Below are 20,517 nucleotides of genomic sequence, written 5' to 3' on the forward strand. Positions count from 1 at the left end.
GAGCCGGTATAGCTCAGCGCGCAAATAACCGGTCGTCCCACCAGACCGGCGTTTCCAGACTGGCCTCAATCCGGGCGAAATCCTCGTGCCCGGTATGGAAGATAAAGTTGCGCTCCATCCGGGCGACGACGGATGGAACCACGAGAAGCGCCGAACGCTTCTCCGCATACCATTTCCGGCCGAATTCCCGTGCGGCAATGCCGGAAATATCCGCCCATCCGGCGAGAATGTCCGGGTTCACCACCTCATAGGAAATCCCCGCCGGAATCGTGATTTCGATGAAATGCTGGTTTCCCGGCAGCTCTCCGCCGAAATGCACCAGCTTCTCCAGCATCGCGGTTGAGTAATGCTCGGAAGCATAAATCACTCCGGAGCCTGCCTCGTGCCAGCGGCCGAACGCCTGCCGGGCTCCGCCGTCATCCCAGATCGGAAATTCGCCGTCCGGATCGCCGATCCTGTAGCCGGTCAACGGCGCAGGCAGTGTCCGCAGGGCGGTCATACCGCGAAACCGGACTCCGCACGCCGTAACAGGTTGATGACGGCATCCGCCCCCGCCGAGCTGGAGCGCGCGAGATCGAGCGGCGCCCGGCCATGCAGCAGGGGGTGGGGCCGATTGAGGAAGCGGGAAATCGCCGACATGTCGCCGCGATAGAGCCGGCTCGCGGCATCAATGACACGGGAGACTTCATAGAGCCGCTCGCTCATCTCCCGCGAGAGCGCCTTACGCTGCTTTTTCGCCCGGCGCAGCGTCGCTTCGGGGATCAACGGGCCGACAATGCTGGCGCGCCCGAGAAGATCGCCGAGAGCCTCGGCCGCCGACACGGCAAGTCCCGATGCCACATGGTCCGCCAGCAGGATGTCGTCCAGGGAAGCGGACTCTTTCAAACCCAGCAATTTCCCGACCCGTGCGGCTTCCGTTCCCGGAAGAGTTTCAGGGTTCATATAGACATCAAGCGCGACCATGCCTGTATTCCCAACCAACCGTCATTTGACGACAATATAATCGCCAATTGACGAATCTTCAATCGTCACAGATTTCACCCCCTATCCTCATGGGAGTGTCAGAGCCGTTTTTCCATGTCCATGGAAGTCGGCGCGTCAAAACCGTCATGGGCCTGACGGCCCGTCTCGACGAATCCCCAGCGCCGGAAATAGTCGATATTGTGCTGCAGGGCGAGACGAACGCCGAGGGTGATCCGGGCGGCGCCGGTGGCCCGTGCATGAGCCTCGACGGCTTCGATCAGGCGGCGGGCGATGCCCCGGCAGCGGACTTCGGGATCGACGGCCAGCCGGTCGAGATAGACCGCGTCTCCCTTCTGCGTAGCGAAGACGGCGCCGCTGATCCTGCCGTCATCCTCGGCCAGAAACAGCCGGTTCTTCTCCAGCCGCTTGCGCAAACTCTCCACGCTTTCCGTCAGCGCACCACTTTCCGGCTCCAGTTTTCCCCGGTACTGCTCGAAAGCCCGATGGATCAGCGCGACAATCTCCGCGAGATCGTCGCGTGCCGGATCGTATGGCCGGGTTCCGGTCATGCGGCGAGGCTGGCGCGCAGACGCTTTGCCAGCTCCGGCATGTCCTCGGCCGTGGCATTGGCGAATGCCAGCCGCAAGAAGCGTTCCTGACCGGGGCCGAAGAAACTGCCTGGCAGGCAGAGGATGTTCTGCTCGTCCGCCAGCTTGCGGGCCACCTGCTTCGCGCTCATGTCCTCGAACGGATGCCGGACATAGGAGAAATAGGCACCGGCGGAGACCAGCTCGTAGCCGAGATCGTTTCCCCGGAAAGCCGCCTCCAGCGCTTCCTTGCGCCCCTTCAGCATAGTCCGCTTCTCCGCCACCCACGGCCAGACATGGCGCAGGCCGTAAAGCGCGGCATATTGAGAGATACGCGGCGTGCAGATCTGGATCGTGTCCATGATCTTGGTCACCGCGTCGATGGTCCCGGCCCCGGCCATGACGGAGCCCGCTCGGTAGCCTGTCAGGCTGAAGGTCTTCGAAAAGCTGTAGAGCTGGATCAGCGTCTCGCCCCACTTCTCGTCCCTGAACAGGTCGTGCGGCGGGCCGTTCTCGTCTTCCAGAAAATCCCGGTAGGTTTCGTCCAGGATCAGCGCAATGCCGCGTTCGGCGGCAAGATCGCGGAATTCGGCGATCACCTCCGGCGGATAAACGGCGCCGGTCGGGTTGTTCGGCGAGACCAGCACGATGGCCTTGGTCTTGTCGGTCAAAAGCCTGCGGGCCTCTTCCGGATCCGGCACACCGGCCCGGTCGAACCGGAAGGGCAGATGGATCGGGTCGATCCCCTGCATTTCCAGCCACATCTGGTGATTGAAGTAATAGGGCACCGGCAGCATCACGGCGTCGCCGGCCCGGGCGATGGCCAGGATCGCCATGCAGAAAGCCTGATTGCAGCCGGCCGAGATCAGCACATTCTCCGGCCCGATCACCCCGCCATAGCGGGTCGCGACATGGTCCGCCAGCTCCTGCCGAAGCTCCGGAATGCCCCGGATCACCGAATATTGCGCGGTTTCGAAATGCGCCGCGCGTTCGGCGACGTGATCCGTCAGCTCCTTCGCAGGCGGATAGCTGGGCACGGCCTGGGACAGATCCAGCAACGGCTTTTCCGGCGGGAAGGTCCGGCCGGCGATCCATGTCTGGGACTCGGCAATCGGCGGTTCGATTGCGCTGAGCACATCGGCATTCAATACAAAACTCATGGGGCTCACCCGAAGGAGCAGGAAGGGAATTTCCGCAGACTAGAGACTGTCGTTGAAATCGTCCAGCAGCGCGGAGATCCGCCCCTCGTCCCCCTGATCCATGATGGCCAGCGCCCGCCGCGTGGCGGCACCGGTATCGAGCGCCCGCACCCGCTGCTTCACCCGCGGAATGCTGTGCGAGCTCATGGAGAATTCCCGCACGCCAAGCCCGGTCAATAGCGGCGCATAGCGCGGATCGCCCGCGATCTCTCCGCAAATGCTGACCGGAATACCCGCCCGGTGCCCGGCATCGACGGTGAACTGGATCAGGCGCAGCACCGCCGGATGCAAGGGGTTGTAGAGCCCGGCCACGGCATCGTCGCTGCGGTCGATGGCCAGCGTGTAACTGGTCAGATCGTTCGTCCCGATGGCGAAGTAATCGACCTCGCGGGCCAGACCGTCCGCCATCAGCGCGGCGCCCGGCACCTCGATCATCGCGCCAAGCGGCGGCACCGGGTCGGCGATCCGCACTCCCTTGCGGGTCAGGCGCTTGACCACCTTGTTCAGAATACGGCGGGACTGGCGGATCTGCTCGGTCGAGGAGACCAGCGGCAACAGCAGCCTGACCGGACCGTGCGCCCCCGCGCGCAGAATCGCCGCGAGCTGGGTTTCGAACAGTTTGGGTTCGGCGAGCGACAGCCTGACCCCGCGCAAACCAAGAGCCGGGTTCGGGGAAACCCCGATCTTGCCGCCAAGAGCCACGGAAATCTTGTCGCCACCGACATCGAGAGTCCGGATCGTGACCGGAAGCCCCCCCATGCCCTCGACGATGCCGCGCAGCACGGCATATTGCTCGTCCTCGCCTGGCAGCGTGTCCCGGTTCATGAACAGGAACTCGGTCCGCAGCAAACCGACCCCTTCGGCCCCGGCCCGCACCGCCGCCTCCACATCGCGCGGCAGCTCCAGGTTTGCCAGCAGGGAAATACGCTCACCGTCCTGGCTTTCCGCCGGCAGGGACCGGAGCCGGGCGAGCTGGCGATCCAGCCTTTTCCGTGCTTCCGCCTTGCGCGCGAATTCCGCCAGGGTCTCGTCGCTCGGCGCGACCACGACCCGGCCATGCTCGCCATCGACCAGCACCCGTTCCCCGGAACGGACCTTGCCAAGCAATCCCTGCACGCCCAGAACCGCCGGCAGCCCCATGGACCGGGCCATGATCGCGGAATGCCCTTCCGGCCCGCCGCTGATCGTCACCAAAGCCGCCACCCGGCTCGGATCAAGCAATGCCGTATCGGCGGGGCTGAGCTCGTCCGCGATGATCACCGCGTCTTTCGGCAGGACGGAGAACGCCTGATAGGGCTTGTCCGCGAGATTGCGCAGCACCCGGCCCGCCACATCCCGCACATCCGTTATCCGGGCCGCGAGATAGGGGTCCTTCATCGCCGCGAAGGCTTCGTTGATCTCATGCACGACCGCCTGCACGGCGGCTTCCGCGTTGATCTTGCGCTTGCGGATCTGCGCCTCGGTGCCCGCCCCCATCCGGCTGGAGCCCAGCATCGCGGCATGTGCATCCAGCAGGGGAGCCAGCTCCTCAGCCAGGGATTCCGGCATGCTGGCCGTCTTTTGCCGGAGCTTGCCGACCTGCTTCTGTGCCTTGGCCAGAGCCGCGCGGAAGCGTTCGACTTCCGCATCCACATCCGCATCGTTCAGCTTATATTCCGGCAGTTGGCCGAGGCCTGTCTCGACGACATGCGCAACGCCAATGGCGAACCCGGCGGAAACGCCGACCCCGTCAATGATCCGTTCCCCGCCCGTTCCGGATACCCGTTTAATCATGGCGGTCAGATCCTCAGTCTTCGTCGAACTTGTCGTCCACCAGCTTGGTGATAGCGTTCAGCGCATCCTGCGCGTCAGTTCCCTCGGCCGCGACATGGATGGTGCAGCCCGGCGCCGCCGCCAGCATCATCAATCCCATGATCGAGCGCCCGGAGACAGTCATATCGCCCTTGGTCACGGAGACTTCCGCCGTGAATGTTTCCGCCAGCTTCACGAATTTCGCCGCCGCCCGTGCATGCAGACCGCGCTGATTGACGATGGTCAGATCCCGCGCCACGGCTCCAGGACCGGAGCCGGAGGCAGCCATTCCCTTTTCCGCCACGTCAGTCTCCGGCCAGGACCTGCGAGGCGATACGGATATATTTCCGTCCAGCCTCCTGCGCCTCGTTCGCCGCGGCGGCAAGAGACATCGTATTCCGGACGCTTGCCAGCTTGATCAGCATCGGCAAATTTGCGCCCGCGATCACTTCCACATGCGCCTTTTCCATGATCGAGATGGCCAGATTCGACGGCGTACCGCCGAACATGTCGGTCAGCACGATCACGCCCTTGCCCTGATCCACCGCCCCGACACTTTCCAGGATCTCGGTCCGGCGCTGTTCCATATCGTCTTCCGGACCGATACAGACAGTCGCCATATGCTCCTGCGGTCCGACAACATGCTCCACGGCGGAGCGGAACTCGTCCGCCAGATTTCCGTGTGTCACCAATACAATGCCAATCGGCAATTCGGTCGCCTCCGCGTCCATCTGGTTAGCCCCTTGCCTACAGTGTTCTACGCACTGTTCCGTCGCGTCGACTCATTTTCATGCGGATCATTCCTGTCCGCTGCGGTCGACATCGCGGTGCAACAAAGTGACAGCTAGACCGTCCGCCTTCAACTCTCTCGCCAGCTTTTCCGCCACGAATACGGAACGGTGCCGTCCGCCGGTGCATCCGACAGCAATGGTGAGATAGCTTTTCCCCTCGGCCTGAAAGCGCGGCATGAGCGGCTTCAGAAAGCCTTCAAGACGGGCATAGAAGGCCGGAAAATCAGGGTCTTCGGCGACATAATCCGCAACCTCGCCATTCCGGCCGTCGAGCGGCCGCAGGCGTTCGTCATAATGCGGATTCCGGAGAAAACGGACGTCGAACACCATGTCCGCCTCGCGCGGCACGCCGCGCTTGAAGCTGAAGGAGGTGACGGTGATCGTCAGGCCGCCCCCGTCCGCGATTCCGAGCTGATCGGCAAAGACCCGCTTGAAATCGGCAATGGTGAGACGGGAGGTATCGATGGTCACATCCGCCTGCTCGCGCAGCGGCGCCAGCATCTCGAGCTCGGTGCGGATACCGTCCGCCACCGGCCGGTCGATCGCCAGCGGGTGGCGGCGGCGGGTTTCGGTAAAGCGGCGAATCAGAACGTCCGTATCGCAATCGAGAAAGACCACGGTCAGCGTGATATCGCCGCGCTGCCGCAAGGCGTCGATTTCGGCCGTCAGCCGCTGCGGCGTGAAATCCCGGGTTCTGGTATCGATACCGACGGCAATCCGGTGATCGCCCTCCGGCTCGGCGCGCGGGGCCAGCAGCGCCGGCAGCAGCGAGAGCGGTAAATTGTCCACCGCCTCGAACTCGGCATCTTCCAGCGCCTTCAGGCTTGTCGTCCGGCCGGCGCCCGAAAGCCCGGTTACCAGGACAACCCTGATCGGCTGTCCCGTTGCATCAGCGGATGCCTGCACGTCTATCTCCCCTTCAACGCGCATTTCCGAAGGCGCATTATTTCGCCGGGAAATGGTTGAGTGCAAGGCGCACTTTTGCCGGTGCCGATGCCTCGAACGGCGCAAGCGCGAGCAAAGGGACCGTCAGGTCAAGGTACGTGCAGGAACCGGCTTCCGGAAACCGCTCAACCTGCTCGGACGGCACCAGATCGATCACCAGATCGAGTGGCGCCCGGCGGGTATTCGCGACCGGCACGATGCCAACGCCGCGCACCTCGAGCTGTCCTGCGATCGTATCCGGTGCGCTGGCCACGAGCCGGCCGGCTTCCCGGACAAGCCGGGTCTGATCGTCGGACACCAGCATGGCGCCCCCCTCGATCAGACGCAGCGCAAGATCGGACTTTCCACTGCCGCTCGGGCCACGCAAAAGGACCGCGCGGCCGTCGATTGCGACCGCCGTGCCATATACCAGTTCCATTGAACCCCGCCGCTGATTACCCGCCTCAGTTAGCCTCGCGGGGCAACCGTATGACGAACCGCGCGCCAATAACAGAGCCATCGACACCCGTGCGGTTCTCGGCCCAGAGCCGGCCCGAGGAGGCATCGACGATCTGCCGGGAGATGCTGAGACCGAGCCCCGAATGGGTACCGAATTTCTCGCCGGTCGGGCGTTCCGTGTAGAACCGGTCGAAAATGGCGTCGAGCTTGTTTTCCGGAATCCCCGGCCCGTCATCCTCTACCGTGATGATGACTTCCCGGCCATCCACGGGATCGGCGCCTGCCGTCAGACGAACCGATCCATTCTCCGGGGAGAAGGTGATGGCATTGCTGACCAGATTGCGGATCACCTGCACCAGACGGCTCTCGCTGCCCCGGACGCGCAGATCGGCGGAGCCGTTCACGGTGGTCTCGACCCGCACGCCGTGGCTGTTCTCCGCGGTTCCATAGACCTCCGCCAAAGTCGCCAGGATTGCCGCCAGATCAACACTTTCGGCACCGGAGCGGGACAGCTCCGCGTCCAGCCTGGAGGCTTCGGAAATATCGCTGATCAGCCGGTCGAGACGCTGCACATCGTCGAGAACGATCCCCATCAGTTTCTTTTGCTTTTCCGGATCCTGCACCCGCGCCGCCGTCTCCACCGCACTGCGCACGGAGGTCAGCGGATTCTTGATCTCATGCGCCACATCGGCGGCGAACCGGTCGATCGCGTCCATCCGTTGCCAGAGCGCCTCGGTCATCTCCCGCATTGCCCGGGCCAGATCGCCGATCTCGTCATCGCGTCCCTCGAACGCCGGAATCTCGGTCTCCCGGGTACGGTCGCGCCGGATACGTTCCGCCGCCGCGGCAAGCCGCTGCACGGGCCGGGTGATGGTGCCCGCAAGATAGAGCGACAGCAGGATGGTCACGGCGAAGACGAAGGCGAACACGCTCAGGATCTCGAACCGCACGTCCCGCATTGCCTCGTCGACCTCATGCCCGTCGACACTCAGCATCAGGGCACCAAGCACCTGCTTGTAGCGGCGCACCGGCACGGCGGAGGTCAGGATCAGCCCGCCATCCGAAACGGTCCGGACGGCCTGCGCCCGGCGCCCGCGCAACGCGTCTATCGCTTCCGGATAATCTTCCGCCCGCTGGGTCGCCGTTTCCTTGTAGCGCGGGAAATCGCCACGCCGGGGCAGCCAGTTCACCAGCAGATCATAGGCCGTATCGGCCCAATGGCCGGGATCAAAACCAGGCTCGCGCGGCGGCGCCAGTGGCCGGATCTGAACCACCCCGCCCGAGCGCCCGAAACTGTTGCTGTCGGCCATCAGATGCCCGTCCGGCGCGAACAGCCGCAAACGCGTGCCGAACTGATCCGAGGCATGCCGCACCATGCGGCGCACCAGATCCTTGGACAATTGCGTTGCTTCGGAATATTCGGGCTCGACGGCAAGCGCCGCGACACCCTTGGCAAAGATACTGCCCTGCCGGGTCAGGGCTTCCAGTTCCGCCTCGATCAGGCTGTCCTGATAGCGGTCCATATAGAGCAGGCCAAAGAGAGGGATAGCGACCGCGAACAGATTGATCGCCAGAATGCGCAGCGTCAGCCCGGAAATTCTGGGTCTGCGGCGCGGGGTTTCCGCCGCCGTCCGGTCCATGCCGGAACGATCCATGCCCGAACGGTTCGGTGCGGATTGCTCCGCAGCGTCCGTCCTGTTCGCACGATCAGACGAGTCCCCCGAGCCACGCCACTTCAGCGCGGCGCGCAGTCCCTCCCCCCAGGACAGGCTCATGCCGGGCCGGCGGCTACCAGGGCCGGATCACGATACCGGTACCCGACCCCGTACAGCGTCTCGATCTGTTCGAAATCATCGTCCACGCCCTTGAATTTCTTCCGGATGCGCTTGATATGGCTGTCGATCGTCCGGTCGTCCACATAGACCGCGTCGCCATAGGCGGCATCCATCAGCTGGTCCCGGTTCTTGACGTGGCCCGGCCGGGTGGCGAGTGAGCGCAGGATCAGGAATTCGGTCACGGTCAACGGCACCGGCTTGCCCTTCCAGGCACTCAGATGGCGCGAGCCGTCCATCACCAGATCACCGCGCGAGAGTACGGAATCGCTGGCCGGATTGGCTTCGTCCTGGGCCAGCTCCTGGCGCCGCAGCAGCGCCCGTATCCGCTCGATCAGCAGACGCTGGGAGAACGGTTTGGTGATGTAATCGTCCGCGCCCATCTTCAAGCCGAGCATCTCGTCCAGCTCGTCATCCTTCGAGGTCAGGAAGATCACCGGCAGGGCGCTCTGCCGGCGCAGCCTGGACAGCAGCTCCATGCCATCCATGCGGGGCATCTTGATATCGAGAATGGCGAGATCCACCGGCCGCTGGGTCAGCCCGCGCAGCGCCTCTTCACCATCCTTGAAGGTGCGCACGTCGAAGCCCTCGGCCTCAAGCGCGATGGAAACAGAGGTGAGAATATTCTGGTCGTCATCGACCAGCGCGATCGTATTCATGCCTGGATTCCTTTCCGCCGAAGAACGGCGCCCCCGATTTTGCACGTTTCCGCTCTCCGGGGCCAGCCGGAGCGGTATGTACCTTTAACCCGCATATGGAAATGGCGGCGGAATGAGGCAATGCTGTGGCCGCGCCAAGGCATTGTTTCGACAACCATGATTAAAATCACACCTTCAAAATGACACAGGCACGATCCGCCGGGTCCGGATCATCCCGCTTGCATAAAGCGCGGCGCTTCATTTTGATGGCCCTGTTCCCGACACATGAATGACAGGACGTGATGAAGATGGGCACAGCAGACCCCCGCGCGCTTGCTCCCGGCGCACAAATCCGCTCCCTGATGCGCCGGCTTGACCGGGCGACGCTCTCCACCGGCATGGCCGGTGACAGCGGCTGGCCCTACGGCTCTCTCGTCATGGCCGCCACCGATCAGGACGGCAGTCCGCTGATGTTGCTGTCCGACCTCGCCGAACACACGACGAACCTGAAGGCCGACCCGCGTGTCTGTCTGTTGTTCGATGGCACCGCCGGTCTCGCCGAGCCGCTGACCGGCGCCCGGGCCTCCGTGCTTGGCCGGGTGGAAAAGATCGGGGACGAGCGTCTGGCGGAGCGCTATCTGCGCCGTCATCCGTCAGCCCGCATGTTCGCCGGGTTCGGGGATTTCAATTTCTACCGTGTCGCGGTCGAGCGGGCGCATATCGTCGCCGGGTTCGGCAAGATCCACTGGGTCGAGGCGGCGGATATCCTGTCTGAACGGGCGCCTGCACTGGAAGAGGCGGAAGCCGGGATCGTCGCCCATATGAATGAGGATCATACCGACGCGAACCAGCTCTATGCCTCGGTCCTGCTCGGCCGTGAGGGCACCGGCTGGGAGATGACAGGCTGCGATACCGAGGGCTGCGACCTGCGGCTCGGCGGCGAGATTGCCCGGCTTGATTACGACGCACCGGTCCGGGATGCCGACGAGACTCGCAAGGCGCTTGTCGGTCTGGCGAAACATGCGCGGCAGAGTGCCGCGGAATAATCAGCCATTTTTTCCAGTCTAGAGGGGTCCGGGCGGTTGCAATCGCCGAAGCAGATCCGTAACAATCCCTGCTTGGGCGGAGCGGAGCCGCAGAGAAGACCAGAAATTTCCGCATGGATTTATAAGAAGCTAGATCGAGGAAACGCGTCACATGGGCCAGGAACGATCCGCGAAGGATCTGGAACAGCACGGGCTGTTCAATCTCGGAACCGCTTACTGGAACCTCTCCGAAGCGGAACTCTACGAACATGCGATCCGCAATGACGAGGGCCAGATTGTCCCCGGCGGCGCCTTCGCTGTCGAGACCGGCAAGCATACGGGCCGCTCTCCCAAGGACAAATTCATCGTCGACACGCCGTCGGTCCATGACCAGATCAACTGGGGCGCCGTGAACCGGCCCTGCACGCCGGAGCTGTTCGACGAGATGCACCGGCGCCTCGCCGGATACATGCAGAGCCGCGACTGCTACGTACTCGACTGCTATGCCGGCGCCGATGAGGATTACCGCCTCCCGGTGCGCGTGGTGACCGAGACCGCCTGGCACAATCTCTTCGCCAAGAACATGTTCCGCCGCCCCGAGCGCAAGGAGCTCGACGGTTTCGAGCCGCAATTCACCGTGCTCCAGGCTCCCGGCCTGCAGGCAGCAGGCGAAGCGGATGGCCTGAATTCCGAGACCTTCATCCTGGTCAATTTCGACAAGCGCCTCGTCGTCATCGGCGGCAGCTGGTACGCGGGCGAGATCAAGAAATCGATCTTCGGCATCCTCAATCACCTGCTGCCGGACCGGAACGTCATGCCGATGCACTGTTCGGCAAACGTTGCGGAGAATGGCGACAGCGCCATCTTCTTCGGCCTCTCCGGTACCGGCAAGACGACGCTCTCCTCCGACGGCACCCGCATCCTGCTTGGCGATGACGAGCATGGCTGGTCCGACAAGGGTATCTTCAATTTCGAGGGCGGCTGCTACGCCAAGGTGATCCGGCTGTCCGAGGAAGCCGAGCCGGAGATTTACGCCGCCTCGCAGCGTTTCGGCACGGTGCTGGAAAACGTGGTCTACGATCCGGAAACCCGGGAAGTGGATTTCGACGACGGCAGCCTGACCGAGAACAGCCGTTCCTGCTATCCGATACACTACATTCCGAACACGGATCTTTCCGGCACGGCGGCCCATCCGAAGCACATCATGATGCTGACGGCGGACGCGTTCGGCGTGCTGCCGCCGATCTCAAAGCTGACACCGGAACAGGCCATGTACCACTTCCTCTCGGGGTACACGGCCCGTGTGGCCGGGACGGAAAAAGGTCTCGGCAACGATCCGCAGGCGACTTTCTCCACCTGCTTCGGTGCTCCCTTCATGCCGCGCCATCCGAGCGTCTATGGCGAAATGCTACGCGAACGCATCGCCGAGCACGGCGCCACCTGCTGGCTGGTGAACACGGGCTGGCAGGGCGGCCGCGCCGGCTCCGGCGCCAAGCGCATGGAAATCGCCTTCACCCGCGCCATGGTCCGGGCCGCGCTGGCGGGCAAGCTGGACGACGTTCCGGTGAAGCAGGAGCCGCATTTCGGCCTCTTTATCCCGGAAAGCTGCCCGGGCGTACCGTCCGAAGTGCTCGACCCGCGCAACAGCTGGGAAAACAAGGCCGGCTACGACGCCACCGCCTCCGAGCTTCGCGCCCGCTTCCAGGAAAATTTCCAGCAGTTCGAGGAATATGTCGAAGCTGCCGTGATCGAAGCCGGGGTGAAAGCCGCCGCCTGATCGCAGCTGGTTACCGATACGAAAGGCCGCCTCCGGGCGGCCTTTTCTGTTTTCACGCGCGCCTCTTCAGATCATCTTCCCGGACTTGATCCGGGACCTCAAGCAGCCCGCCTCACCTCCATGCCCGGAAGATCCCGGCTCTGCGGCCGGGAAAACGGCTAAAAATAACCGCGACAGCCCGCTCTTCGTTTCGCCTCCGCCGTCCCCATATCCTGTTCAGGCACACGGACCGGAGGCTCAGATGATCAAGATCACCAAACCCGCCGAAAACCGCATCGACATGGAATTCAATGCCTCTTCCATTGATGAAGAGACCATGCGCAGGGCCATCGAAGAGCTGATCGAGAAATCGGAAGGCATCGAACACGGCCAGCTTCTCTACCGCCTGCACCACTTCCCCTGGCCATCCCTCAGCGCCATGGCCGTGAAGTTTGAGCATCTGCCAAAACTCTTCGGCCTGCTCGGCAAGTTCGACCGTTGCGCCGTGCTCAGCGACGAAGCCTGGCTTCGCACCGCCGCCGATATCGAAGGCGCGCTGATCCCGGGGCTTGAGATGAAAGGGTTCGGGATGGATGAAGCGGAAGCGGCGGAGAAATGGCTGGCTGAAACGGCGTAGTTCGAGTGGTCGCTACTTGCTGCCGAGCGGTTTTTCGAACACATGCGTCGCGAGTTTGTAGCCGAGCATATCCGTGTCGATGCGGCCGGTTTCCTCGTAGCCCATGGCGCGGTAGAAGACCGCCGCGCGTGCATTGAAGACGTCGCATTCGACATAGGCGCTCGCATGGCCGGCTTTGGCCAGTTCCGCCTCCGCATCCTCCAGAAGCGCGCGACCGACGCCGCGATGCTGCATTTTCGGCGGCACCTGGATCGTCTTGATCTGCTTGTCGAGCAGGAAAGAGAAGCCGGTAACGCCGTGTTTCCCGGTCGTGTCTTCGGCCACCCGGCAGGTCTGCCAGGCGTTTTCGACAAAGGCACGGCCGAGATTTTCATTCCGGTAGCGCGCCGGGACGGCCGGGGGCATGAACGGCATCCAGGTGGCCTCCCAGCAGGCATCCATGATCTCGACCAGCCGGTCCTTGTCCCGCTCTTCCGCCTGGCGGACCACGACCGGAACGGGATCGCCCTTTGGGGCGGGTTTGGCGGGTTTGCTCATTGTTCCTCCACGGCCTCGGGCCGCCTCAGTGCGCTTCGGACCAGCTGTCGCCGACACCCGCGTCGGCCACCAGCGGAACGGAAAGCCGCACCACCGGATCGGCCGCGCTTTCCATCACCTTGCGGACCAGTGCCGTGGTTTCCTCAACCTCCGCCTCCGGCACCTCGAACAGCAATTCGTCATGTACCTGCAGCAGCATCGTCGCCTTCAGTCCGGCTTCCTTAATCGCTGGGCCGATCCTAACCATCGCGCGCTTGATCACGTCGGCGGCCGAGCCCTGGATCGGCGCGTTGATCGCCGCGCGCTCTGAGAAGGCGCGGCGGGCCGGATTGTTGTCCTTGATGCCCGGAATATGGATGCGCCGCCCGAACAAAGTGGTGACATAACCGTCCTCACGCGCCGCCGCCTTGGTCTTGTCCATATAGTCGCGGATGCCCGGGAAGCGTTCGAAATAGGCGTCGATATATTTCTTCGCCACACCCGGCTCGGTGCCGAGCTGGCGGGCGAGACCGAAGGCGGAAATGCCGTAGATGATGCCGAAATTGATCGCCTTGGCATTACGGCGGGTGGTCGGATCCATGTCCTTCAGAGGCACGTTGAAGACTTCGGACGCTGTCTGGGCATGAATATCGATGCCGTCCCGGAAAGCCTGCTTCAGGCTTTCGATATCGGCGATATCGGCAACCAGACGCAGCTCGATCTGGGAATAGTCGACCGCCAGCAGCTTGTGCCCGGACTCGGCCACGAAAGCGGTACGGATCTTCCGCCCCTCTTCCGAGCGGATCGGGATGTTCTGCAGGTTCGGATCGTTCGAGCTCAGACGGCCCGTGCTGGCACCGGTCATGGAATATGACGTGTGGATGCGCCCGGTCTCGGGATTGATCGCCTCCACCAGTGCGTCCGTGTAAGTCGATTTCAGCTTGGCGAGCTGGCGCCAGTCCAGCACCCGGGCCGGCAGATCGTGACCCTTCGCCGCCAGTTCCTCCAGAATATCCGCTCCGGTCGCATAGGCGCCGGTCTTGCCCTTCTTGCCGCCGGGCAGGCTCATCTTGTCGAACAGGATCTCGCCAAGCTGCTTGGGCGAACCGATCTTGAACTCTTCCCCGGCCAGCTCGTGGATCTGCACCGCCAGCTCTTCCAGCCGCTTCTCGAAATCCTTCGACATGGCGCGCAGGATCTGCGGGTCGACCTTGATGCCCGCCTTCTCCATGCCGACCAGCACCGGAATCAATGGCCGCTCCAGCGTTTCGTAAACGGTCGAAAGTCCGGCTTTCGGCAATTCCGGACGCAGCTTGCGATGCAGACGGATCGTCATGTCCGCGTCTTCGGCCGCGTAATCCAGCGCCTTTTCCAGCGCGACATCGCTGAACGGGATCTGCGTCTTTCCCTTGCCGCAGACATCCGCGAACTTGATGTTGGTATGATCGAAATGCAGCTCCGACAGGTCGTCCAGACCATGCCCGTGCATGCCGCCCTCAAGCACATAGGAGATGCACATGGTGTCATCCACCGGGCCAAGCGCTATGCCGCCATTGGCTTCCCGCGCCAGCACCAGTGCATCGTATTTCGTATTATGCAGCACCTTCAGCACCGACGAGTCTTCCAGCAGAGGCTTCAGCAGCGCCAGCGCTTCGTCACGGGGGATCTGTTTCGGCCCGTCCTCACCGCCATCTGAACCACCGAGCAAATTACCCTGCGCCTCTCCCGCCGTGTGCCCCAACGGGATGTAACAGGCCTTGCCCGGCGCGACGCTCATCGAGACGCCGACCAGATCCGCCCGCATGGCGTTGAGCGAAGTCGTCTCGGTATCGACGGCGACCGTTCCCTCGGCATGAGCGGCCGCGATCCAGCGCTTAAGATCGGCGACGTCCTGCACCAGCTCGTAGCTGACATCTCCGGCCGGATTGGGTGAGCCGACGGACCCTTCCGCCGGTGCGGCGCCCGGCGTTGCCGCGGCGGCACCATCCGCCAGTTCCGACTCGAACCGGACGATCAGCCGCTTGAATTCCATTTCCTTCAGGAAGGCCAGCACGGTGGCAATGTCCGCATCCTCCACCGTCAGCCGCTCCAGCGGCTCGGTGACAGCGACATCGTCCTTCAGCCGGACCAGATCGCGGGAGATCCGGGCCTGGTCTGCGAATTCGATCAGGTTCTGCCGCCGTTTCGGTTGCTTGATCTCCTCCGCCCGGGCCAGCAGCGTGTCGAGATCGCCATATTCATTGATCAGCTGCGCCGCCGTCTTGATCCCGATCCCCGGAACGCCCGGTACATTGTCGACGCTGTCGCCCGCCAGCGACTGCACATCGACCACCCGCTCCGGCCCGACGCCGAACTTCTCGATCACCTCGGCACGCCCGATCGCCCGGTTCTTCATCGGATCGAACATGTCGACGCCATCATCGACGAGCTGCATCAGATCCTTGTCGGAAGAGACCACCGTGACCCGCATGCCCTTTTGCTTTGCCTGCAGGGCATAGGTCGCGATCAGGTCGTCCGCCTCGTACCCCTCCATCTCGAGGCAGGGCACGTTGAAGGCCCGGACGGCATCCCGGATCAGCGCGAATTGCGGCCGCAGATCCTCCGGCGGCTCGTCCCGGTTCGCCTTGTAGTCCGGATAGATGTCGTTCCGGAAGGTCAGCCGCTTGGTATCGAAAATCACCGCGACATGATCCGCTTCCAGATCCTCGACCAGTTTCATCAGCATGTTAGTAAAGCCGAATACCGCATTTGTCGGCGTGCCGTCGGACCGCCTCATCGGCGGCAGGGCGTGGAACGCACGGAAAATATAGCCGGAGCCGTCCACCAGATAGAGATGGTTTTCCGTGTCGGAAATGGCGCTGGGGACGTCGGACGCGGCGATATCGGTCATCAAGGGATCCAGAAACTGGCTTCGTAAATCGGCTGCGGGGTGAGTCTAGCGGCGGCGGTGCCCATGACAAGCGAATAGGCGCGCCCGCCGCCGAACAATACCAAGAACGGCGATTGAAAGGCAGTGACGGCGGCTGTATTCATCATATGCCTGTCAATCAGCAGAAAGAATACGGCCCACAATGACGACAATTCAGGAAACGGCCGGGATGAAAACCCTGCTCCATGTGGGATGCGGCCACCAGGGCAAGGAAGCCCTGCCGCCGCTCGATTTCGAGAATGAATGGCGTGAGGTCAGAGTGGATATCGATCCCGGCGTCAATCCGGACGTGATCGACGACATCCGCACTTTGGCGACCATTCCGGACGGCTCCGCCCATTACCTGTTCTCCAAGCACAATCTGGAACATCTGGAATTCCATGAAGTGCCAAAGTGCCTGGCAAACTTCCACAGAGTACTGGACGATACGGGTTTCCTCATTATCCGAACCCCAAATCTGGAACAGATCTGCCGGGCAATCCTACAAGTTGGCGTAGAGAAGGAACTCTACACCTCCATTGTCGACGGGGAAAAAAACCCGGTCATGCCGATGGATATATTATTCGGCGCAAGCTGGGAGATCGAAAAGGGCAACCATTTCATGGCCCACCGGACAGCGTTCACTGCGAAAAATTTGGAGCAAAAGCTGCGGGATGCGGGGTTCGAGCACGTAGACATCAAACCGGCAGAAGCGAGCTACGAGCTGCTCGCCGTCGCGGTTAAGAAGATTGACGGCAATGTTTACTGGCCGCTCAGAGGCAAGACACCCCCGGCGGCGGCCACTACCCGCGTCTAGGCCGCGCTTTCGCCGGCCACCGGCGCGCTATAGACAAACTCGCGGGAGCAATAGGGGCAGGTCACCTTGCCTTCGTCGCCGACGGTAAGGAAAACCTTTGGATGTCCGAGCGAACCCTTGCCGCCATCGCAGGCAACACGCTTCTCCGAAACAGTGATCACTTCGAACGGTTTTGCCATCTGACTGGTCCTTCTCCGCATCGTACCTATATTAAGCGCAGTTTCCGTTCCCGGAATGCCGGGAGATAATAGCCATTCGACATGGTTTTTCAATCGCCTGAAAAAGGTCAGCTCTGTGCCGACACATCCCATACCGTCTCAATCCGCTCCCGACCTCGCCCTGGAAATCAAAGGCCTTGAAAAGGTTTACGGGAAAGCTGGCAGCCCCCGGCAAAAGCACGCCCTGAAAGGCATCGACCTTGCCGTGCCGCGCGGCTCGATCTTCGCCCTGCTGGGCCCGAACGGCGCCGGCAAATCGACCCTGATCAATATCCTTGCCGGCATGGTGAACAAGACCGCCGGCACCGCGAAGGTCTGGGGAATCGATATCGACGAGGATCCGCGTCAGGCCCGGGCCGCCATCGGTATCGTGCCGCAGGAGCTGAATATCGACGCCTTCTTCACCCCTCGCGAGTTGCTGGATCTTCAGGCAGGGCTCTATGGCGTGCCAAAAGCAGAGCGTCGTACGGAAGAAATTCTTGATCTGGTCGAACTCGGCGACAAGGCCGATGCCTATACCCGCTCGCTATCCGGCGGCATGCAGCGCCGCCTGCTGGTGGCCAAGGCGATGGTACATAACCCGCCAATCCTGGTTCTGGACGAGCCCACCGCAGGCGTCGATATCGAGCTGCGCCGCAAGCTGTGGGACAATGTCCGCGAACTTAACCGGCATGGCGTCACCATTCTGCTGACCACGCATTATCTGGAAGAAGCCGAGGCGCTTTGCGACCGCATCGCCATCATCAATCACGGCGAGGTCATTGCCTGCGAGACCAAGGAAACCCTGATGCGCAGGATCGACTTCAAGTCGGTCACGGTCACGGTCGCCGAGAGGCTTCCAGAGAGCGTCGGCACGCTGCCGCAACCGCTGCAGCCTTTCGAAGTGGAAATCTCCGGGGAAAACCGGCTGACCTTCACGTTCCGCAAGAGCGACGGTCCGATCGCCCGCATCCTCGGTGCTCTGGCCGCTGCGGATTTCCACATCCAGGACATCAGCACCGACGAGAGCGATCTCGAAGATATCTTCCTCGCTCTCACCAGCAAGAATCCGGAGACAGACCGCTTTCATGCGGCGTGAATTGTTTCGACAGGCGCGCTGGTCCTGCGTCGCGCTTCTGATCGCCCTGGCCGGTTGCGCGCCGGGCATAACGCCCCGGCTTGAGGCACACCGGCCCGCCGCGATCCTTGATGACGTCTTCATCATGCCGGACGGGGCAGAACTGCCCTACCGGCGCTGGGCACCGGAAGAGCTGCCCCGCGCCGTGATTATCGCATTACATGGCCTCAACGATTATTCCGGCGCCTACCGGGATCTCGGCCCCTTGCTCGCACGGCATGGATTACTGGTTTATGCCTATGACCAGCGTGGCTTCGGCGGCACCTCCATGCGTGGAGACTGGGCCGGAACCGGCGCCATGACCGACGACCTCGACACGGTCTCCGGCCTGCTCCGCGCGGCCCATCCGCATCTACCGGTCTATGCTCTCGGCGAAAGCATGGGCGGTGCCGTGATCATGGCCGCGCTCGCCAGCGCCACACCTCCACGACTGGACGGCGCCGTGCTCTCGGCACCAGCCGTCTGGGGCCGCAGCACTCTGGCACCCTGGAAACGCTTTATCCTGACCCTGGCCGCGCACACCGTGCCGCGCATCCGTGTCCGGCCACAAAGCCTGCCCAGCCCGCCATCCGACAATATCGAGATGCTGCGACGGCTTTACCATGACCCGATGATGATCAAGGAGACCCGGATCGAGGTTGCCTGGGGTTTAACCGGCCTGATGGACGACGCCCTCGCCGCCGCTCCGCGTATCTCCACGCCGCTGCTGGTGCTCTATGGCGAACAGGACGGCATCATCCCGCGCGGCCCGACCTGCCGCATGCTGGCGACCCTTCCCGACGACGGCACAAACGGGCGGCACTGGCGGCTCGCCCTCTATGAAGACGGCTATCACATGCTGTTCCGGGATCTGCATGGCGACCGGGTCAGCACCGACATCGCCGCATGGCTCGGCGATCCGGCAGCCGCACTGCCGAGCGGAGCGGAAATCAGCCCCGGCAACGGAGCACGGCCGCTTCCGGATTTCTGTCCGTTCGAGGATTGAAAAACACCAGCGCTTTCCCCTTGCGCCACGCCGCGCCCAAGGGTAGGTTCCGCTCGCTCAGCCGTGCGGCTCCCGCCCGGCACCAGGCATGCACCCGTAGCTCAGCTGGATAGAGCGCTGCCCTCCGAAGGCTGATGTCAAGGGGCTGGACAATAAAGAGGAGACGAAAAAAGGCTGTAAGAACAAGGATTTGCGAGACCCTCGTTCTGATCTTTCAACTCGCGAAAAGTTCACGTAAGCACTGCGTAAGCAGTTGCGACCCGGTAAGCACCCGTAGCTCAGCTGGATAGAGCGTCGCCCTCCGAAGGCGAAGGCCACAGGTTCGAATCCTGTCGGGTGCGCCATAAAAAACAGAACCATGAACGCCGAACGCCCGCGTTCTATGCTGAATGCGGCGACCAGCGTTCTCAGTTTATTCCGACATCGCTATACGAACCTCGTCGTCCGCGACCTCGACGCGCTGTGCGAGCGCACTCTGATGACCTCGGCGGTAGCCGCCATCTTCGAGCGTGTCGGTTCTGCGTGCGCTCATCGGAGACTAATCGACGTCAAGTTCTGTCAACTTCCTGGGAGCCGAAGCTGTGGTTTCCCAAGCTCCGGCCGGTACGTGCTCAGTAGAATTCATCAAGTAGCCGGTAGAAGGCCGCGCGGTCGGAATCAAAATCGCTGATGCCATAGTGACCGAGGAACGGTTTGACCCATTCGCGACCGAGTTCCTCGGCGACGTCCCGGGTAGTCAATGCTAAATCCTGATAGCGGTCTGCCAACCCCAGGCGACCGCAATCGATGACACCGGAGAAGCGGCCGCTCTCAACCATAACGTTTGGCAGACAAGCGTCGCCGTGCGTGACTACCAAGTTCTCACGAAGCGGCTTGCGGGCTTGCAGCCGTGCGAACAGCTCGGTCGGCCCAAGACCCTGATGCTCATCATCGAGATCATCCTGATCGACCAGGCCGGCCTCCATTCGCGCCCGTGCCAGCTCGATGCGGCGCTCTGCTCTATGATCAAACGGGCAGGTCGTCGGGTCGAGTTGATGAAGCTGGCGCAAGACAGCGGCCATCATCGCGACTTTCTCCGCCGCACCCATCGGGGCCGAAAGCAGGTTTTGGCCGGGCACCGCGCTCAGCAGCAGCCAATCCCGCTCCTGTTGGTGGACCTCAGCAAGCACCTGTGCGCAAGGCAGCCCAGTCGTTGACAGCCAGCGCAGCCGCGCTGCCTCTTCTTGTAGTTCGCTCAACGAGCCGGCTGGCTCGGTTTTCACGAACAAAACCAGTCTGCCTGGTGCCTCAACGCGGAATACCGCCGCTTCCGAGCAGCCGACTGTTTGCTGGGTCCAGGTGTAGCCGGCCAGCT

The 20,517-nt window shown here is 62.7% G+C and carries 21 protein-coding genes and 1 tRNA gene; 7 read left to right on the forward strand and 15 right to left on the reverse strand.

The features are described 5' to 3' along the window. Positions 1–13: 13 nt before the first annotated feature. The 11 genes from AAC126_RS09955 to AAC126_RS10005 form a co-directional block, all read right to left on the reverse strand. On the reverse strand, positions 14–499 hold the full coding sequence (locus AAC126_RS09955; protein ID WP_339852825.1) for an RES domain-containing protein: 486 nt from the start codon (positions 497–499) through the stop codon (positions 14–16). Continuing rightward, on the reverse strand, positions 496–963 hold the full coding sequence (locus AAC126_RS09960) for an antitoxin Xre/MbcA/ParS toxin-binding domain-containing protein (protein WP_339852828.1): 468 nt from the start codon (positions 961–963) through the stop codon (positions 496–498). The genes AAC126_RS09955 and AAC126_RS09960 overlap by 4 nt, the downstream gene beginning before the upstream one ends. A gap of 98 nt (positions 964–1,061) precedes the next feature. Further along, positions 1,062–1,532 (reverse strand): GNAT family N-acetyltransferase, encoded by a 471-nt coding sequence (locus AAC126_RS09965; RefSeq protein WP_339852830.1) that lies wholly within the window; start codon positions 1,530–1,532, stop codon positions 1,062–1,064. Beyond that, complete coding sequence (locus tag AAC126_RS09970; protein WP_339852832.1) at positions 1,529–2,710, reverse strand: aminotransferase; 1,182 nt, start codon at positions 2,708–2,710, stop codon at positions 1,529–1,531. Before AAC126_RS09970 ends, AAC126_RS09965 begins: the two co-directional genes overlap by 4 nt. Before the next feature lie 39 nt (positions 2,711–2,749). Then, positions 2,750–4,522: a phosphoenolpyruvate--protein phosphotransferase gene (gene ptsP, locus AAC126_RS09975; protein ID WP_339852833.1), complete on the reverse strand. Its 1,773-nt coding sequence runs from the start codon at positions 4,520–4,522 to the stop codon at positions 2,750–2,752. Positions 4,523–4,535: 13 nt separating this feature from the next. Then, the gene (locus AAC126_RS09980; protein WP_339852868.1) at positions 4,536–4,829 is read right to left on the reverse strand and encodes an HPr family phosphocarrier protein; all 294 of its coding nucleotides are present in this window, start codon (positions 4,827–4,829) and stop codon (positions 4,536–4,538) included. Between the two features lie 16 nt (positions 4,830–4,845). Continuing rightward, on the reverse strand, positions 4,846–5,271 hold the full coding sequence (locus AAC126_RS09985; RefSeq protein WP_339852836.1) for a PTS sugar transporter subunit IIA: 426 nt from the start codon (positions 5,269–5,271) through the stop codon (positions 4,846–4,848). A gap of 66 nt (positions 5,272–5,337) precedes the next feature. After that, on the reverse strand, positions 5,338–6,237 hold the full coding sequence (rapZ, locus tag AAC126_RS09990; protein WP_339852837.1) for an RNase adapter RapZ: 900 nt from the start codon (positions 6,235–6,237) through the stop codon (positions 5,338–5,340). Positions 6,238–6,274: 37 nt separating this feature from the next. Further along, positions 6,275–6,694 carry an HPr kinase/phosphatase C-terminal domain-containing protein gene (locus AAC126_RS09995; protein ID WP_339852838.1) on the reverse strand — a complete coding sequence of 140 codons (420 nt, stop codon included), beginning with the start codon at positions 6,692–6,694 and terminating at the stop codon, positions 6,275–6,277. A 25-nt stretch (positions 6,695–6,719) separates the two neighbouring features. Next, entirely contained in the window at positions 6,720–8,489 is a 1,770-nt protein-coding gene (locus AAC126_RS10000; protein ID WP_339852841.1) for a stimulus-sensing domain-containing protein, read from the reverse strand. After that, positions 8,486–9,205, reverse strand: a complete 720-nt coding sequence (locus AAC126_RS10005; protein WP_339852843.1) for a response regulator transcription factor — start codon at positions 9,203–9,205, stop codon at positions 8,486–8,488. The genes AAC126_RS10000 and AAC126_RS10005 overlap by 4 nt, the downstream gene beginning before the upstream one ends. A 287-nt stretch (positions 9,206–9,492) precedes the next feature. On the opposite strand from AAC126_RS10005, the gene AAC126_RS10010 reads away from it, so the two are divergent. The 3 genes from AAC126_RS10010 to AAC126_RS10020 all read left to right on the forward strand — a co-directional run bounded on the left by AAC126_RS10010 (position 9,493) and on the right by AAC126_RS10020 (position 12,602). Further along, a complete protein-coding gene (locus AAC126_RS10010) occupies positions 9,493–10,230 on the forward strand; it encodes a DUF2470 domain-containing protein (protein WP_339852846.1) in 738 nt (245 codons plus the stop codon). Between the two features lie 151 nt (positions 10,231–10,381). After that, positions 10,382–11,986, forward strand: a complete 1,605-nt coding sequence (locus tag AAC126_RS10015) for a phosphoenolpyruvate carboxykinase (RefSeq protein WP_339852849.1) — start codon at positions 10,382–10,384, stop codon at positions 11,984–11,986. Positions 11,987–12,227: 241 nt separating this feature from the next. After that, on the forward strand, positions 12,228–12,602 hold the full coding sequence (locus AAC126_RS10020) for an STAS/SEC14 domain-containing protein (protein WP_339852851.1): 375 nt from the start codon (positions 12,228–12,230) through the stop codon (positions 12,600–12,602). A gap of 12 nt (positions 12,603–12,614) precedes the next feature. On the opposite strand, the gene AAC126_RS10025 is transcribed toward AAC126_RS10020, so the two are convergent. Together AAC126_RS10025 and polA are read right to left on the reverse strand one after the other, a co-directional pair. Continuing rightward, positions 12,615–13,139 (reverse strand): GNAT family N-acetyltransferase, encoded by a 525-nt coding sequence (locus AAC126_RS10025; RefSeq protein ID WP_339852854.1) that lies wholly within the window; start codon positions 13,137–13,139, stop codon positions 12,615–12,617. A gap of 25 nt (positions 13,140–13,164) precedes the next feature. Beyond that, a complete protein-coding gene (polA, locus tag AAC126_RS10030) occupies positions 13,165–16,008 on the reverse strand; it encodes a DNA polymerase I (protein WP_339852856.1) in 2,844 nt (947 codons plus the stop codon). A 181-nt stretch (positions 16,009–16,189) separates the two neighbouring features. On the opposite strand from polA, the gene AAC126_RS10035 reads away from it, so the two are divergent. Then, on the forward strand, positions 16,190–16,843 hold the full coding sequence (locus AAC126_RS10035; RefSeq protein ID WP_339852858.1) for a methyltransferase domain-containing protein: 654 nt from the start codon (positions 16,190–16,192) through the stop codon (positions 16,841–16,843). Here AAC126_RS10035 and AAC126_RS10040 read toward each other — a convergent pair. Then, the gene (locus AAC126_RS10040; protein WP_339852860.1) at positions 16,840–17,022 is read right to left on the reverse strand and encodes a zinc-finger domain-containing protein; all 183 of its coding nucleotides are present in this window, start codon (positions 17,020–17,022) and stop codon (positions 16,840–16,842) included. The genes AAC126_RS10035 and AAC126_RS10040 overlap by 4 nt on opposite strands. Positions 17,023–17,137: 115 nt before the next feature. Here AAC126_RS10040 and AAC126_RS10045 point away from each other — a divergent pair, with 115 nt between their 5' ends. The 3 genes from AAC126_RS10045 (at position 17,138) to AAC126_RS10055 (ending at position 19,507) form a co-directional block, all read left to right on the forward strand. After that, complete coding sequence (locus AAC126_RS10045; protein ID WP_339852862.1) at positions 17,138–18,139, forward strand: ABC transporter ATP-binding protein; 1,002 nt, start codon at positions 17,138–17,140, stop codon at positions 18,137–18,139. Further along, positions 18,129–19,163 carry a lysophospholipase gene (locus tag AAC126_RS10050; RefSeq protein ID WP_339852864.1) on the forward strand — a complete coding sequence of 345 codons (1,035 nt, stop codon included), beginning with the start codon at positions 18,129–18,131 and terminating at the stop codon, positions 19,161–19,163. Before AAC126_RS10045 ends, AAC126_RS10050 begins: the two co-directional genes overlap by 11 nt. A gap of 267 nt (positions 19,164–19,430) precedes the next feature. Then, positions 19,431–19,507: transfer RNA gene (locus tag AAC126_RS10055), tRNA-Arg, on the forward strand. A gap of 267 nt (positions 19,508–19,774) precedes the next feature. On the opposite strand, the gene AAC126_RS10060 is transcribed toward AAC126_RS10055, so the two are convergent. Next, entirely contained in the window at positions 19,775–20,515 is a 741-nt protein-coding gene (locus tag AAC126_RS10060; protein WP_339852866.1) for an APH(3')-II family aminoglycoside O-phosphotransferase, read from the reverse strand. Positions 20,516–20,517: the final 2 nt, after the last annotated feature.

The organism is uncultured Nisaea sp. (assembly GCF_963974195.1).
Lineage (GTDB): Bacteria > Pseudomonadota > Alphaproteobacteria > Thalassobaculales > Thalassobaculaceae > Nisaea.